Consider the following 15858-nt stretch of genomic DNA (forward strand, 5'->3'; position numbering starts at 1 on the left):
CACCATGGGCGAGATCGTTGCCTCGGTGCAGCGCGTAACCGACATCATGGCCGAGATTTCCGCGGCCTCGCAGGAACAGAGCGCCGGCATCGAGCAGGTCAACCAGACCGTGGTGCAGATGGACGAGACCACCCAGCAGAACGCCGCGCTGGTGGAGGAAGCCACCGCCGCTGCACGGGCGATGGAGGAACAGGCCGCGCAGCTGGCCGATGCCGTGGCGATCTTCCGCCTCGACAACCAAGTGGCCGCCGCAGTGAAGGCGGTGGCCGCACGGGTGGAACCAACGGTGACCGCCAACACGGCACGCGCGCATGCGCCGGCCGCGCCGGTCCGCCGCGCCCATACTCCCCCCGTCGTCGCCAGCGACTGGCAGGAATTCTGAGAACCCGCGGTGGCTGCGGTCACCGCCCACGCCGATGGACACGTCCCCCGTGCATAGTCCCAGCCCCATCGTCACCGGCCCGCGCGAGTTCGAGTTCGCCGACCGCGATTTCCGCCGTGTCTGCGACCTGATCTACCAGCGGGTAGGCATCGCCCTCGCGCCCGCCAAGCGCGACATGGTCTATGGCCGCCTGTCGCGTCGCCTGCGCACACTCGGCATGCGCAGCTTCCAGCAGTACCTCGATCATCTGGAACAGGAGGGCGGTGACGAATGGCAGGCGTTCACCAACGCCCTGACCACCAACCTCACCTCCTTTTTCCGTGAGCCCCACCATTTCGACAAGCTGCGCGAGGAACTGCGGCAGCGCTCCGGCCACGCCCCGCTGCTGCTGTGGTCCTGCGCCGCGTCCACCGGCGAGGAACCCTACTCCATGGCGATCACCGCGTGCGAGGCGTTCGGCAGCCTGAAGCCGCCGGTCCGCATCATCGCCACCGATGTCGACACACAGGTCCTGGCCACCGCAGGCCGTGGCGTGTACGCCATCGACCGCGTCGCCAGCCTCGATCCGGAGCTCCGCCGACGGTATTTCCAGCGTGGCAGTGGCCCCAACGAGGGCCAGTGCCGGGTGCTGCCCGCACTGCGCGACCTGATCGAGTTCCGCCCGCTGAATCTTCTTGCCCCGCGCTACGACGTTGGCGGCCCGTTCGATGCGCTGTTCTGCCGCAACGTGATGATCTATTTCGACAAGCCGACCCAACGCGCCATCCTTGGCCGGCTGGTGCAGCATCTCACCGATGACGGACTGCTCTACACCGGCCACTCGGAGAACTACCTGCACGCGGCCGATCTGATCCAGCCCTGTGGCCGCACCCTGTACCGACGCGCGCAGGGGGCCGGGGCATGAACGCCTCGCTGCGCACCGACGAGGTGATGCGCTACCAGGACGCGCGCTTCCAGACCCTCGCCGCCAAGCTGTTGCCGACCCAGTACCTGGTGGTCGACGACACCACTGCGCTGACCACCACGCTGGGCTCCTGCGTGGCTGCGTGTCTGCGCGATCCGGTGCTGAAGATAGGCGGCATGAACCATTTCCTGCTGCCGGAAGGCAATGCCGGTGACGGCGCGCCTGCACGCTACGGCAGCTATGCGATGGAGCTTCTCATCAACGACATGCTCAAGCGCGGCGCGCACCGCAAGCGCCTGGAAGCCAAGGTGTTCGGCGGCGCCAACGTGCTCAAGGGTTTCACCAGCAATCCAGTAGGAACCCGCAACGCCGAGTTCGTGCGCCAGTACCTGCAGGCCGAGCACATTCCGATCATCGCCGAAGATCTGTGCGGCATCCATCCACGCAAGATCTGGTTCTTTGCCGATACCGGGCGCGTGGTCGTGCAGCGCCTGCCACATGCCCACGAAGCGGAAGTGGCCGCCACCGAATCGGCAGTGCGTGCCCGTCTGTCCAGGGCCCCGGTCACCGGTGGCGTGGAGCTGTTCGAATGACCCTGACCGGCAACGCCCCCTGCCGGGTCCTGATCGTGGACGACTCCGCCGTCGTGCGGCAGATGCTGACCGAAATCCTCTCCAGCGATCCGGCCATCGACGTGGTCGGCACCGCCGCCGATCCGCTGCTGGCACGCGAGAAGATCAAGCGCCTCGCCCCGGACGTGATCACCCTGGACGTAGAAATGCCGCGCATGGACGGGCTGGCCTTCCTGGAAAACCTGATGCGCCTGCATCCCTTGCCGGTGGTGATGATCTCTTCGCTGACCGAGCGCGGGGCCGACACGACCCTGCAGGCGCTGGCACTGGGTGCCGTGGATTTCGTTTCCAAGCCGAAGCTCGATGTGGCGCGCGGACTGCAGGGCTATGCCGAAGAAATCATCGGCAAGGTGAAGATGGCCGCACGCTCGCGGGTGCGGCCGCTGCTGCGGGCTGCGGCACCGAAACTCACCCTGGATGCGGCACCGGCATCGCGCCCGGTGGCACCACAGTTCCGCACCACCGACCGCCTGATTGCGATCGGTTCGTCAGCCGGTGGCACCGAAGCCCTGCGCGTGGTGCTGGAAGGCCTGCCCGCCGATGCACCAGCGGTGGTGATGACCCAGCACCTGCCGGCCAGCTTCAGCAGCGCCTTCGCCGAACGCCTGGACCGGCATTCGGCGATGGCCGTGCGCGAGGCCAGCGACGGCGAAGCCGTGCTGCCCGGCCATGCCTATCTGCCGCCGGGCGGCAGGCACCTGCGGATCATCCGCGATGGTGCGCGCTGGCGTTGCCGCGTCGATGACGGCCCAGCCGTGAACCGGCACAAGCCTGCGGTCGATGTGCTGTTCCGTTCGGTGGCCCAGAGTGCCGGGGGCAATGCCATCGGCGCCATTCTCACCGGCATGGGCGATGACGGCGCGCGCGGCCTGCTGGAAATGCGCCAGGCAGGCGCTCCGACGCTGGTGCAGGATGAAGCCACCAGTGTGGTCTGGGGCATGCCCGGCGCCGCGTTCAAGCTCGGCGCGGCCGAGGAACAGGTGCCGCTGGAACGGATCGCCGAGCGCCTGCTCGCCCTCGCCCGCGGGCAATAGCGACGAACGCACGCTCCGCACTGCATGAAAAAACCCCCGGCTTTCGCCGGGGGTTTTCGTTTCAACGCATCAGGCGGCGACCGTATTGGCCACGTCCTGGTACTCCTCGATCTGGTCGAAGTTCATGTAGCGGTAGATCTCGCTGCCGCTGGCGGCGATCACGCCGACGTCGGCCATGTACTCTTCCTTGGTCGGGATGCGGCCCAGACGCGAGCAGATCGCGGCCAGCTCGGCCGAACCCAGGTACACGTTGGTGTTGCGGCCCAGACGGTTCGGGAAGTTGCGGGTCGAGGTCGACATCGCGGTGGAGCCTTCGCGGATCTGGGCCTGGTTGCCCATGCACAGCGAGCAGCCCGGCATTTCCATGCGCGCGCCGGTCGCACCGAAGGTGCCGTAAACGCCTTCCTTGGTCAGCTCGGAGGCGTCCATCTTGGTCGGCGGGGCCACCCACAGACGGGTCGGCAGGTCGCGCTTGCCTTCCAGCAGCTTGGCGGCCGCACGGAAGTGACCGATGTTGGTCATGCACGAACCGATGAACACTTCGTCGATCTTGGCGCCGGCCACTTCGGACAGGGTCTTCACGTCGTCCGGATCGTTCGGGCAGGCCACGATCGGCTCGTGGATGTCGGCCAGGTCGATCTCGATGACGGCAGCGTACTCGGCGTCCGCATCCGGCTCCAGCAGCTGCGGGTTGGCCAGCCAGGCTTCCATCTTCTCGATGCGACGCTGCAGCGAACGCGGATCCTGGTAACCCTCGGCAATCATCCACTTCAGCAGGGTGATGTTGCTGGTCAGGTACTCGATGATCGGTTCCTTGTTCAGGCGCACCGAGCAACCGGCGGCCGAACGCTCGGCCGAGGCGTCGGAGAGCTCGAATGCCTGCTCGACCTTCAGCTCCGGCAGGCCTTCGATTTCCAGGATGCGGCCGGAGAAGATGTTCTTCTTGCCAGCCTTGGCAACCGTCAGCAGGCCCGACTTGATCGCGTACAGCGGAATCGCGTTGACCAGGTCACGCAGGGTCACGCCCGGCTGCATCTGGCCCTTGAAGCGCACCAGCACTGATTCCGGCATGTCCAGCGGCATCACGCCGGTAGCGGCGGCGAAGGCCACCAGGCCCGAGCCGGCCGGGAACGAAATGCCCACCGGGAAACGGGTGTGCGAGTCGCCGCCGGTGCCGACGGTGTCGGGCAGCAGCATGCGGTTGAGCCAGCTGTGGATCACGCCGTCGCCCGGACGCAGCGAGATGCCACCGCGGGTGGAGATGAACTCCGGCAGCGTGTGGTGGGTCTTCACGTCCACCGGCTTCGGATACGCGGCGGTGTGGCAGAACGACTGCATGACCAGGTCGGCCGAGAAGCCCAGGCAGGCCAGATCCTTCAGTTCGTCACGGGTCATCGGACCGGTGGTGTCCTGCGAGCCCACCGAGGTCATCTTCGGTTCGCAGTACGTACCCGGGCGCATGCCCTGGCCTTCCGGCAGACCGCAGGCGCGGCCGACCATCTTCTGCGCCAGCGAGAAACCCTTGCCGGTGTCGGCCGGCTGCACCGGCAGGCGGAACAGGGTGGTCGGGGCCAAGCCCAGCGCTTCGCGCGCCTTGCCGGTCAGGCCACGGCCGACGATCAGCGGAATGCGGCCGCCGGCACGCACTTCGTCGAACAGCACTTCGGACTTCACTTCGAACTCGGCGATCACTTCGCCGTTCTTCAGTGCCTTGCCGTCATACGGACGCAGCTCGACAACGTCGCCGTGCTCCATCTTCGAGACATCCAGCTCGATCGGCAGCGCGCCGGCATCTTCCATGGTGTTGTAGAAGATCGGAGCAATCTTGCCGCCCAGGCACACGCCACCGGCGCGCTTGTTGGGGATGTAGGGGATGTCGTCGCCGGTCCACCACAGCACGCTGTTGGTCGCCGACTTGCGCGAAGAGCCGGTGCCGACCACGTCGCCGACGTAGGCCACCAGGTGACCCTTTTCCTTCAGCGACAGGATCTGCTGGATCGGACCGCGCTTGCCGTCTTCTTCCGGAGTGAACGGCGCGTCATCGCGCTTGTTCTTCAGCATCGCCAGGGCGTGCATCGGAATGTCAGGACGGGTGGTGGCGTCCGGCGCCGGCGACAGGTCGTCGGTGTTGGTTTCGCCCGGCACCTTGAACACGGTGATGGTCAGGCTCTGCGGCACTTCCGGCTTGCTGGTGAACCACTCGGCGTCGGCCCAGCTCTGCAGCACGGCCTGGGCATTGGCATTGCCGGCCTTGGCCTTGTCCTGCACGTCGTGGAACGCATCGAACACCAGCAGGGTGTTCTTCAGGCCGTCGGCGGCGATGGTGCCGACGCTGGCGTCGTCCAGCAGCTGCACCAGCGGGGCCACGTTGTAACCGCCCAGCATGGTGCCCAGCAGCTCGGTGGCGCGCTCGCGGCTGATCAGCGGATTCTGCTCGCTGCCCAGCGCGATCGCGGCCAGGTACGAGGCCTTGACCTTGGCGGCGTCGTCCACGCCGGCCGGCACACGGTGGGTCAGCAGGTCGAGCAGGAACTCGGCCTCGCCCGCCGGCGGGTTCTTCAACAGTTCAATGACGTCTGCCGTCTGCTGGGCGGTCAGCGGCAGCGGCGGGATGCCAAGCGCGGCGCGCTCGGCTACGTGGTGGCGATAGGCTTCCAACATGACAACTCCCGGGTAATGCGGTTATGGAACAGTGAAAGGAATGCAACGGGCTCAGGCGTGCGGCACGATCAGCTTCAGGCCCTTGAAGTAGTCGCGGTAAAACGTGTCGTTCCAGGTGATGAGCCCGTCGCACTGCAGCAGTGCATGGGCCCCCACCATGAAGTCGTCCAGGCTGCGGCGCTGGGTACCACGCTGGCGGTGGCGGCGATGCATCTCGCCGGCGCGCAATGCCGATTTGGCTTCCAGCGCGTTGAAGTGGACGCCCATCTCTTCCAGCGCTTCCAGCACCTCGGCCCCGCCGCGCAGGCTGGCGCAGACTTCGGCCAGGGTCGCCCCGCACACCACCACCTTGCCGCCGACCAGGCTCTGCCGCAGGCAGGCCTCGACGGCGTCGGCCTGCGGGCCATTGCTCAGCAGTTCGACCAGCACAGGGGAATCGACGGCGATCATCACGGCTTAGTCCTCGTCGCGCACCGCGCGTACGGCGGCGTCGGCGGAATCAAAGCCGTCCAGCGCGAACTTGCCGCGCGCCCGTGAAATCGCGTCGTCAACACTCTTGCGCAGAATGATGCGGCTGCCGTCCAGTTCGACCTTGAGCTGGGTGCCCTTGGTCAGGCCCAGGGCGTCACGCACAGCCTTGGGCAGGGTGATCTGACCGCGTTCGGCGACAGTGGCTTCCATGGGTAGGCCCTCTTCGGTATGTACGAATTATACATACTCAAGGCGTCATACCGCCAGCCGCCCCCCCCTTACGGCAATGCCGGCACGTGGCCGGCATTGTCCGTTCAGCTTGATGCCTTCACTCAGAACGCAACCTGCAGCCGGGTATTGACCGTCGTGCCCTCGTCCTTGCCGCGCACCGCACCGGTGGGGTTGTCGGTCTGCCAGCGGATCACGTCGAGCATCACCCGGCTGTAGTCGTTGAGATACCAGTTGGCACCCACCGTCCACGCATGTCCGGTGCCGCCGGTCGGCAGTTCCGAGTAGTCCACGTCTTCGTAGCGCGCACGCAGCTCCCATGCGCCCCGCCCGCCACGGGTGACCGGATCGGCCACCTTGACCCGGCCCCAGGTGCCGGTCTTGCCCGAGTACGCCGGGCTGGCCCCGCCAAGGAACCAGCCGGCGGAAATCGCCCAGGCCTGGTGATCGAGGTCGTAACGGCCGCTGGCATCGGCACCGCGCAGGTTGCGCGTACCCCACTCGCCCGTGGCCCAGCCCTGGCCAAAGAAGCCCGCCGCCTCCACACCGTAGGCGGTGCTGCGATCGGTGCCGACCAGCGTGCCCGGTGTGATCTTGACCAGATCGTTGAAGTGGCCGGCAATGGCGGAGCTGCGCAGCACGCCCGAGGAGCCTGCGGCGATCTCTTCGTGGAACGCCCACGCCCCCAGATGCACGGTCGCGGCCTTGCTGTCGATCGGGTTCCAGTGGACGCGGGTGGCCCAGGTCTGGCTGTCGTTGTTGTCACCGGCATTGTTGAGGTCGTTGCCGGCCACTGACAGGCTGGCGTGCCAGCCCTTTCCGTACACGCGCTCGGTGAGGCCGACGCCGAACAGGCCCCGCTGCGGCAGCATCAGCGTGCCCACCACGTTGCGGTCCGGGAACGGCGTGTTGGAGGTGCTGCTGGAGCCATCGATGCCGCGGTCGTTGAGGCGGTTGCCCACGGTGAGGTCGGCAGGCAGGCCGAACAGCCTGTGGTCCACAGTGGCATACACCGACTTCCACGCCACCTCGTTGTCAGCGAAGTCGCCCTCCACCACCCAGCCGAGCGTGCCGTAGCGGCCCTCCGCGCCCAGGCGCACCGAACGGATCTCGGTACCGGAGATGTTGCGGTCGCTGCTGGACGAGCCGTCGGTGCTGGAGCCGTCCACGAACAGACGACCGCGCGGGCGGAAGATCACGTTGCCGTCAGCGCTGCTGAATTCCGGCGCGCCCTTCGACCACGACACCTTCGGCGCCTTGGACTGCTGGGTTTCCAGCGCCGCAACACGGGTTTCCAGGGCAGACGCAGGAGGGGCAGCCGCTGCGTTGCTGGCGGTCGTACCGACGCCTTCCAGCGCATCCAGTCGCGACTGCAGTTGCTGGATCTGCTGCGCCTGCTGCTGCACCAGCGCGGCAAGTTCGGCCTGGCTCAGCGGGGCCGGTGGGGCTGTGGCGGCCTGTGCTCCGGCATGGCCGCTGGCCAGCAGCAGGCCAAGGGCGACCGTCAGCGCTGCACGCGGCAGCACGGGATGGCTATGCATGGTGTTCTCTCCAGCCAGCCGGCCCCCTGGCCTGGCGCTGGCCCGTTGCGATGATGCGGGGGAATTACGGAAGGGCGCGCCGCCGGATCATTCCAGCGGCGCGCCAGGCAGGCTCAGCTGGTGGCCTGGGCCTGGGCGTTTGGACGCCAGGTGATGAGCTTGTTCTCGACCACGTCGAGCAGTGCATCGATGACCAGCACGAAGGCGGCCAGAATGATGATGCCGGCGAACACACCCACGGCATTGAAGTTGCCTTCTGCCTGCGCGATCAGGTAACCCAGGCCCGCCGAGGCACCCAGATATTCGCCGATGATCGCGCCGACCACGGCAAAGCCCACCGAGGTGCGCAGCGAGGACAGGATCCAGCTCGCCGCCGCCGGGAAGTACACGTGACGCAGCAGGTCACTGCGGCTGGCACCGAGAATGCGGGCATTGGCCAGCACCACCGGGTTCACTTCGCGCACGCCCTGCATGGCATTGAAGAACGTGGTGAAGAACACCAGCGTCACCGCCAGTGCCACCTTCGACCACAGACCCAGGCCCAGCCACAGCACGAAGATCGGCGCCAGCACCACGCGCGGGATGGCATTGAAGCCCTTGATGAAGGGATCGAGGATGCGCGCCGAGCGCCGGCTCAGGCCCAGCCACACACCGCCTGCAACGCCCAGCCCGGTACCGATGAGGTAGCCCAGCGCGGTTTCGGTCAGGGTGATGTACACGTGCTGGTAGAACGAGGTATCCGACAACCAGTTCCACGCCTGCTGGGCGATGGCCGTGGGCGCGGGGAAGAAGAACGGGTCGATCCAGCCCAGTGCGATGCCGCCCTCCCAGCCACCGAACACGGCGATGACCAGTGCGATCTGGATGAAACGGTCAGCCCTGGCGTGCATAGCTCTTCTCCACTTCGCCGCGCAGGCAGGCCCAGATGTCGCGGTACAGGTCGGTAAAACGTTCGTCGAGCTTGATCTCGGCAACGTTGCGGGGGCGTTCCAGGTCCACATCGAAGCTGCGCACCACGCGGCTTGACGGACCCGAGGACAGCACCACCACGCGGTCGCCCAGCGCGATGGCCTCTTCCAGGTCGTGGGTGATCAGGATCACCGAGCGACGGTCTTCCTGCCACAGGCGCAGCAGTTCGTTCTGCATCAGATGGCGGGTGTGGATGTCCAATGCCGAGAACGGCTCGTCCATCAGGATCACCTTGGGCTCCACGATCAGTGCCTGTGCCATCTGCACGCGCTTGCGCTGGCCGCCGGAGAGCTGGTGCGGATAGCGGTGCTCGAAGCCGGTCAGGCCGACCTTGGCCAACCAGGTGGTGACCTTCTGCCGGCGCTCGGCTTCATCGACGCCGCGGAACTTCAGGCCCAGTTCCACGTTCTGGAAGGCGGTCTTCCACGGCAGCAGCGCGTCCTGCTGGAACAGGTAGCCGACGGACGCCTGCACGCCATTGACGGCGCGTCCGTCGATGCTCACGTCACCGGCGCTGGGCTTGAGCAGGCCCGCCACGGAATTGAGGATGGTGCTCTTGCCGCACCCGGTGGGACCGACGATGGCGAGGAACTCGCCATCACCGACCTGGATATCGACATCGCGCACGGCGGTGAAGTCACCGAAGGACATGGTCACCTTGTTGATGGCGACCATGGTCTGTGCGGGCTCCAGCTGCGGTGCGCCATTGAACTGGCGCACGGTGGCATTGAGGGCCATGGGTTATCTCCGCTTACGGTTGGGTTGCCTGCGTCGCGGCGCTGGCGCGCTCGACGAAGGCATTGGTGTAGGTCCGGGACAGGTCAATGTCCGCGTTGGCCACGTCCTTGTTGAACTCGCGCAGCACCTTCAACGGCGTTTCCAGGTCCGCGGGCGTGAAGTGGCCATCGGTGGTGAAGATGGCGCGGGCGTTCTCCACGGCGCGCGCGTAGGTGGCGCGGTCGCCGGAGACGTAGCTGTCCGGCAGCGCAGCGACGATGTCCTCGGCACTGTTGTCGGCGATGAACTTCAATGCCATCTGCTCGGCGCGGGCGATCTTCTCGGCTGCTTCGGGACGTGCTTCCAGGAAGCTGCGGTTGGCGTACATCACCGAGGTGGGATAGAGACCGCCGTACACCTGGCGTGCCCCCTCGTCGCTGCGCGCATCAATGATGATCCTGCCGACCTTGCGCTCAGTGATCAGGGTCGCGGCCGGATCGTAGTTGACCAGCAGGTCGATCTTGCCCTGCTCGAGCGCCGCCACCGCCGCCGCACCAGAACCCACGCCGATCAGCGAGATGCTGTCCACCGGGATGTCGTGCTGGGCCAGGAAGTGGCGCACGAAGAAGTCCGATGACGAACCCGGGGCGGTAATGCCGATCTTCTGGCCCTTGATGGTCTGCGGGCGCGCCGGATCGAAGCTGGCATCCTCGCGGCCAGCCATCACCAGGCCCGAATTGCGTGACAGCAGCACGAAGCCGACCACGTCCTTGTGCTTGGCCTGCATCTGGATGGTGTGGTCGTAGAAGCCGACCGCCACGTCGGTCGAATTGGCGACCAGGGCCTGCAGCACCTTGGAGCCGCCCTGCGCGAAGTTCTCGGTCTTCACCTGCAGGCCGACGTCCTTGAAGTAGCCCTTGGCGTCGGCGATGAAGAACGGCAGGTTGTTGAGGTTGTAGGAACCGACGCTGATCCGCACCGGCGCATTGTCGCCGCCGGGCGCCGAGGCCCCGCTGGCATCGTCTTTGCCGCAACCGGACACGGCCAGGCTCGCCGCGCACAGCGCGGCCATGAAGAACTGCTTGTACATCATCCCTCCCAGGAGTGAAGCATCTGCGTTGTAGTGGCCTGGCCACGCGCATCTGCGCGGCCCCGACCGGTTTCAGGTCATGCCGCTGAGGTCCATTGGCGGGCTTCGGTGGAATGGGTTTCGGCAGTGGCAGGCGAAGTCGCGAACACGCGCCCTTCGAACAGGCGGCGCGCGGTACGGACCACGCTGGCAACGACCGGCGCATCGTCCGAGCTGCGGCTCAGGCCCACTTCCAGCAGGCCGCTCGGATGTTCGAGGGTAATGCTGCCCGGCATCGGCAGGCATCCGACGAAAGTGTTGGCCAGGGTGCCGGGCGTGACTGCGGCGGTGGCCAGACCGACCGCGCCGGTAATGGCAAGCGCGGTGTGGCATTGGTGGGGCATGAAGTAGCGCACCTGCAGGTCGCCGCCCTGCTGCGGTGCGGAAAGCAGCACTGGCTTGGGAATCACCTTGCTGCCCGCGTCTGCGATGCCCATGCGCGTACCCGCCTCGATGCGCATCGCTTCCAACCGCGCCAGCAGCGCATGATCCGCGTTCAGTTCCGCCGGCGAGGCGTCACCGCGGACACCCATATCGGTCGCGCGCACCATCATCATCGGCATCGCGCAATCCACCAGGCTGACGGCGATGCCGTCGATCATATCCTGCGACCGCCCACTGGGCAGCAGCCGGCCGGTACGTGCACCGGCCGCATCTAGGAAGGCCAGGCGGACCGGCGCGGCAGCGCCAGGCGCGCCCGCGATACGCGTGTCGCCCCGGTAGGCCACCTGGCCGTTCGGGGTTTCCACCGTGGCCACGATCAGCTTGCCGGTGTTGACGTTGTGGATGCGCACTTCGGTGCGCGGGTGGCGCGCAGGAACCAGTCCGCGTTCGATCGCGAAGGGACCGACCGCCGCCAGCATGTTGCCGCAGTTGGGGGTGGTATCCACCACCCGCTGCTCGACACGGACCTGCGCGAACAGATAGTCGACATCGGCATCGGCGCGGCTGGCGGGGCTGACGATCGCCACCTTGCTGGTCAGCGCATTGCCACCGCCGATGCCATCGATCTGCAGCGGATGGCCCGAGCCCATCACCTCCAGCAGCAGCTGGTCGCGCAGGCCGGCGTCGGCCGGCAGGTCCGAGGCCAGGAAGAACGGCCCCTTGGACGTGCCGCCACGCATGAGGACGCAGGGGATACTGAGCAGATCGTTCGACATACGTGTGCTAGATTGATGCGTATAGGGGATGAATGACCCCTCTGTGATTCGATACTGGCATGAGCCGGATTGATCTGTGAATTGCTGATTTTTGGATGATTGATACCGTATGAGCATCAATTGCGAAATCCTCGATCTGCGCGCGTTCCTGCTCGTCGCCGAGACGCGCAGCTTCCATCGCGCCGCCGAAACCCTGCACGTCTCGCAGCCCGCGCTCAGCCGCCGGATCCAGAAGCTGGAGCAGGCCGTCGGCTCACCGCTGCTCGAACGCACCACCCGCAGCGTCAGCACCACCGCGGTCGGCGAGAACCTGCTGCCGCTGGTACGGCGCATGCTGGAGGAATTCGATGGTTCGCTGTTCTCGCTGCGCGGGCACGACGACACGCGCGGCGCCACGGTCACCATCGCCTGCCTGCCCACCGCGGCGTTCTACTTCCTGCCCAGTGTCATGGCACGCTTCCACGACGCGCATCCGCACGTCCGCTTCCGCATCCTCGACATTCCCGCCACCGAGGGGTTGCAGGCAGTGGAACGCGGCGAAGTGGAGTTCGGCATCAATTTCATGGGTGCCAACGATCCCAACCTGGATTTCGATGTACTGGCCGAGGACCCGTTCGTGCTGGCCTGCCGCCGCGATCATCCGCTGGCCCGCAAGCGCCGCGTGGAATGGGCCGATCTTGCCCAGCACCAGCTGATCACCGTGCATCGCACCAGTGGCAACCGGACCCTGCTCGATGGCGCCCTCGCCCGTGAGAACCTGAAGCTGAGCTGGCATTACGAAGTGACCCACCTGTCCACCTCCCTGGGCATGGTCGAGGCCGGGATCGGCGTGTCGGTGCTGCCGAAGATGGCTACCCCGGACGGCGACCATCCCATCCTGGTGACCCGGCCGATCGGCAATCCGGTGGTCTCGCGCACCATCGGCATCGTGCGCCGCCGTGGTGCCCTGCTCTCGCCCACGGCCGAACGCTTCCTGCAGATGCTGATGAGCCAGTGGCGGGGCAAGCCGTGACATCGGCACTACATACAGCCATGTAACCTTGCGTCCTGCGCCGAGGACGTTCCCGGCCGCGCCGGCTCCGCCATACTGGCGGGGATCCGGTGGCGGAGAGCCCCGGCATACGCAAGCAGGTCCGTCCATGCACGGGCCACTGCAAGCCATCCGCAAGAAGGAGTCATCCCGCATGAGCGATTCGTTCTCCACCCGAAGCCAGCTGGACGTCGGCGGCAAGACCTACGACTACTTCAGCCTGCCCACACTGGGCCAGCGCTTCGACATCTCCCACCTTCCCTACTCGATGAAGATCCTGCTGGAGAATCTGCTCCGGCACGAAGACGGCGGCGTCACCGTCGGCAAGGAGCACATCGAGGCCGTTGCCCGCTGGAGCCCGGCGGCCGAGCCGGACACCGAAATCGCCTTCATGCCCGCGCGCGTGGTCCTGCAGGACTTCACCGGCGTACCGTGTGTCGTCGATCTGGCCGCCATGCGCGATGCGGTGGTCAAGCTGGGCGGCAAGCCGGAACAGATCAACCCGCAGATCCCTTCGGAACTGGTGATCGACCATTCGGTACAGGTCGATGTGTTCGGCAAGCCGGACGCGCTCGATCTCAATGGCAAGATCGAATTCCAGCGCAACCAGGAACGCTACGGGTTCCTGCGCTGGGGCCAGAAGGCGTTCGACAACTTCAAGGTGGTGCCGCCCAACACCGGCATCGTCCACCAGGTGAACCTGGAGAACCTGGCCCGCGTGGTGATGACCGCGGACAAGGATGGCAGGGCCGTGGCCTACCCGGACACCGTGTTCGGTACCGACAGCCACACCACGATGATCAACGGCATCGGCGTGCTTGGCTGGGGCGTGGGCGGCATCGAAGCCGAAGCGGCCATGCTGGGCCAGCCGTCGTCGATGCTGATCCCGCAGGTGGTCGGCTTCAAGCTCACCGGCCGGCTGCCTGAGGGCGCCACCGCCACCGACCTGGTGCTGACCGTCACCCAGATGCTGCGCAAGCTGGGCGTGGTCGGCAAGTTCGTCGAATTCTATGGCGATGGCCTGCAGCACCTGCCACTGGCCGACCGCGCCACGATCGGCAACATGGCACCGGAATACGGCGCCACCTGCGGCATCTTCCCGATCGACGCCGAATCACTGAACTACCTGCGCCTGTCCGGTCGCAGCGAAGAACAGATCGAACTGGTCGAGGCCTACGCCAAGGCGCAGGGCCTGTGGCACGAACCGGACAGCCCCCATGCCCAGTACAGCACCACGCTGGAGCTGGACATGGGCACGGTGAAGCCGTCACTGGCCGGACCGAAGCGCCCGCAGGACCGCGTGCTGCTGGAAGACGTGCAGAAGAACTACCGCGAAGCCCTGGTCGGCCTGACCAGCAACCGCGACAAGCGCAGCGACGATGTGGCCTCCTTCCTCAACGAGGGCGGCGGCACCGCGGTCGGCAACGAACAGCTGGCCAAGGGCTTCGCCGACATCGAGATCGAAGGCCGGAAGGTCCGCCTGAAGGATGGCGCGGTGGTCATCGCCGCGATCACCTCCTGTACCAACACGTCCAACCCGGCGGTGATGATCGGTGCCGGCCTGCTGGCGCGCAACGCGGCGGCCAAGGGCCTGGATCGCAAGCCCTGGGTGAAGACTTCGCTGGGCCCAGGCTCGCGCGTGGTCACCGACTATCTGGAAAAGGCCGGGGTGCTGAAGGAGCTGGAGAAGATCGGCTTCTACGTGGTCGGCTACGGCTGCACCACCTGCATCGGCAACTCCGGCCCGCTGCCGACCGAGGTCAGTGCCGGCATCGCCGCCGGTGACCTGGTGGTGACCTCCGTGCTGTCGGGCAACCGTAATTTCGAAGGCCGCGTGCATCCCGAAGTGAAGATGAACTACCTGGCCAGCCCGCCACTGGTGGTCGCCTACGCCATCGCCGGCACCACCGACATCGATCTGACCACCCAGCCGCTGGGCACCGGCAGCGACGGCCAGCCGGTCTACCTGCGCGACATCTGGCCGAGCAACAAGGAAATCGGCGATGTCATCGCCGCCACCATCGGCCCGGAGATGTTCAAGCAGAACTACGCCGACGTGTTCAAGGGCGATACGCGCTGGAACACCATCGCCTCGCCGGACGGCAATCTGTACGAGTGGAGTGATGACTCCACCTACATCAAGAACCCGCCGTACTTCGATGGCATGACCATGCAGACCGGCAGCATCGACGACGTGCATGGCGCGCGCGTGATGGGTCTGTTCGGTGACTCGATCACCACCGACCATATCTCGCCGGCCGGCAACATCAAGAAGGATTCGCCCGCGGGGCGTTACCTGCAGGCCCGGGGCGTGCAGCCCGCCGACTTCAACAGCTACGGCAGCCGCCGCGGCAATGATGACGTGATGGTCCGCGGCACCTTCGCCAACATCCGCATCAAGAACCTGATGTTCGGCGGCGAGGAGGGTGGCAACACCCTGTACTACCCGGCCGGCGGTGGTCAGCCGGAGAAGCTGGCGATCTACGACGCGGCGATGAAGTACAAGGCCGACAAGGTGCCGCTGGTCGTGCTGGCCGGGAAGGAGTACGGCACCGGTTCGTCGCGCGACTGGGCCGCCAAGGGCACCCTGCTGCTGGGCGTGAAGGCGGTCATCGCCGAGAGCTTCGAGCGCATCCACCGCTCCAACCTGGTCGGCATGGGCGTGCTGCCGCTGCAGTTCCGCAATGGTGAGAACGCGCAGTCGCTGGGGCTGGATGGCTCGGAAGTCATCGACATCACCGGCCTGGAGGACGGTGCCAGCAAGCGCGCCACGGTCACCGCGACCCGGGCCGATGGCACGCAGAAGCGCTTCGAGGTGTCGGTGATGCTGCTGACACCGAAGGAAGTGGAATACTTCCGCCACGGCGGCCTGCTGCAGTACGTGCTGCGTCAGCTGGCTGCCCGCTGACCCGGCGGGCGGCATCCGGCGGGCGGAAGCCCGGCCCCGGCGTCACCGCCGGGGCGCTGCGGAGGCGCGCGAACCGGTGGTTCGCAACCGCG

Annotated in this window: 13 protein-coding genes and 1 pseudogene; 6 read left to right on the forward strand and 8 right to left on the reverse strand. The window is 66.5% G+C overall.

All coding sequences use genetic code 11. The features are described from left to right. The 4 genes and pseudogenes from AC5P76_RS18570 to AC5P76_RS18585 all read left to right on the forward strand — a co-directional run. Positions 1 to 382: pseudogene (locus AC5P76_RS18570) on the forward strand (methyl-accepting chemotaxis protein); the annotation flags it as partial. A gap of 34 nt (positions 383 to 416) precedes the next feature. Then, positions 417 to 1286, forward strand: coding sequence for a CheR family methyltransferase (locus AC5P76_RS18575; protein WP_065182661.1), 870 nt, complete (start codon positions 417 to 419; stop codon positions 1284 to 1286). Beyond that, the gene (gene cheD, locus AC5P76_RS18580; RefSeq protein WP_053519995.1) at positions 1283 to 1879 is read left to right on the forward strand and encodes a chemoreceptor glutamine deamidase CheD; all 597 of its coding nucleotides are present in this window, start codon (positions 1283 to 1285) and stop codon (positions 1877 to 1879) included. The genes AC5P76_RS18575 and cheD overlap by 4 nt, the downstream gene beginning before the upstream one ends. Further along, the gene (locus tag AC5P76_RS18585; protein ID WP_111186102.1) at positions 1876 to 2952 is read left to right on the forward strand and encodes a protein-glutamate methylesterase/protein-glutamine glutaminase; all 1077 of its coding nucleotides are present in this window, start codon (positions 1876 to 1878) and stop codon (positions 2950 to 2952) included. The genes cheD and AC5P76_RS18585 overlap by 4 nt, the downstream gene beginning before the upstream one ends. Before the next feature lie 69 nt (positions 2953 to 3021). Here the strand turns inward: AC5P76_RS18585 and acnB are convergent, their stop codons facing one another. The 8 genes from acnB to AC5P76_RS18625 form a co-directional block, all read right to left on the reverse strand. Further along, on the reverse strand, positions 3022 to 5613 hold the full coding sequence (gene acnB / locus AC5P76_RS18590; RefSeq protein WP_053519994.1) for a bifunctional aconitate hydratase 2/2-methylisocitrate dehydratase: 2592 nt from the start codon (positions 5611 to 5613) through the stop codon (positions 3022 to 3024). A gap of 51 nt (positions 5614 to 5664) precedes the next feature. Next, positions 5665 to 6063, reverse strand: a complete 399-nt coding sequence (locus AC5P76_RS18595) for a type II toxin-antitoxin system VapC family toxin (protein WP_053519993.1) — start codon at positions 6061 to 6063, stop codon at positions 5665 to 5667. A 6-nt stretch (positions 6064 to 6069) separates the two neighbouring features. Further along, positions 6070 to 6294: an AbrB/MazE/SpoVT family DNA-binding domain-containing protein gene (locus tag AC5P76_RS18600; protein WP_053519992.1), complete on the reverse strand. Its 225-nt coding sequence runs from the start codon at positions 6292 to 6294 to the stop codon at positions 6070 to 6072. A 122-nt stretch (positions 6295 to 6416) separates the two neighbouring features. Beyond that, positions 6417 to 7853: an OprO/OprP family phosphate-selective porin gene (locus tag AC5P76_RS18605; RefSeq protein WP_253120485.1), complete on the reverse strand. Its 1437-nt coding sequence runs from the start codon at positions 7851 to 7853 to the stop codon at positions 6417 to 6419. A 113-nt stretch (positions 7854 to 7966) separates the two neighbouring features. Then, on the reverse strand, positions 7967 to 8743 hold the full coding sequence (locus AC5P76_RS18610; RefSeq protein WP_253120482.1) for an ABC transporter permease: 777 nt from the start codon (positions 8741 to 8743) through the stop codon (positions 7967 to 7969). Continuing rightward, complete coding sequence (locus AC5P76_RS18615) at positions 8727 to 9560, reverse strand: ABC transporter ATP-binding protein (RefSeq protein WP_253120479.1); 834 nt, start codon at positions 9558 to 9560, stop codon at positions 8727 to 8729. Before AC5P76_RS18615 ends, AC5P76_RS18610 begins: the two co-directional genes overlap by 17 nt. 13 nt (positions 9561 to 9573) lie before the next feature. Continuing rightward, complete coding sequence (locus tag AC5P76_RS18620) at positions 9574 to 10629, reverse strand: ABC transporter substrate-binding protein (RefSeq protein WP_053519997.1); 1056 nt, start codon at positions 10627 to 10629, stop codon at positions 9574 to 9576. 77 nt (positions 10630 to 10706) lie between these two features. Further along, on the reverse strand, positions 10707 to 11828 hold the full coding sequence (locus AC5P76_RS18625) for a 4-oxalomesaconate tautomerase (protein WP_180876039.1): 1122 nt from the start codon (positions 11826 to 11828) through the stop codon (positions 10707 to 10709). Positions 11829 to 11937: 109 nt separating this feature from the next. Between AC5P76_RS18625 and AC5P76_RS18630 the strand changes: the two genes are divergently transcribed. Both AC5P76_RS18630 and acnA read left to right on the forward strand, forming a co-directional pair. Then, the gene (locus tag AC5P76_RS18630) at positions 11938 to 12840 is read left to right on the forward strand and encodes a LysR family transcriptional regulator (protein WP_053519987.1); all 903 of its coding nucleotides are present in this window, start codon (positions 11938 to 11940) and stop codon (positions 12838 to 12840) included. Between the two features lie 172 nt (positions 12841 to 13012). Next, complete coding sequence (gene acnA / locus AC5P76_RS18635; protein WP_053519986.1) at positions 13013 to 15766, forward strand: aconitate hydratase AcnA; 2754 nt, start codon at positions 13013 to 13015, stop codon at positions 15764 to 15766. Positions 15767 to 15858: the final 92 nt, after the last annotated feature.

Source organism: Stenotrophomonas sp. YJH_SMC_36 (assembly GCF_059369935.1).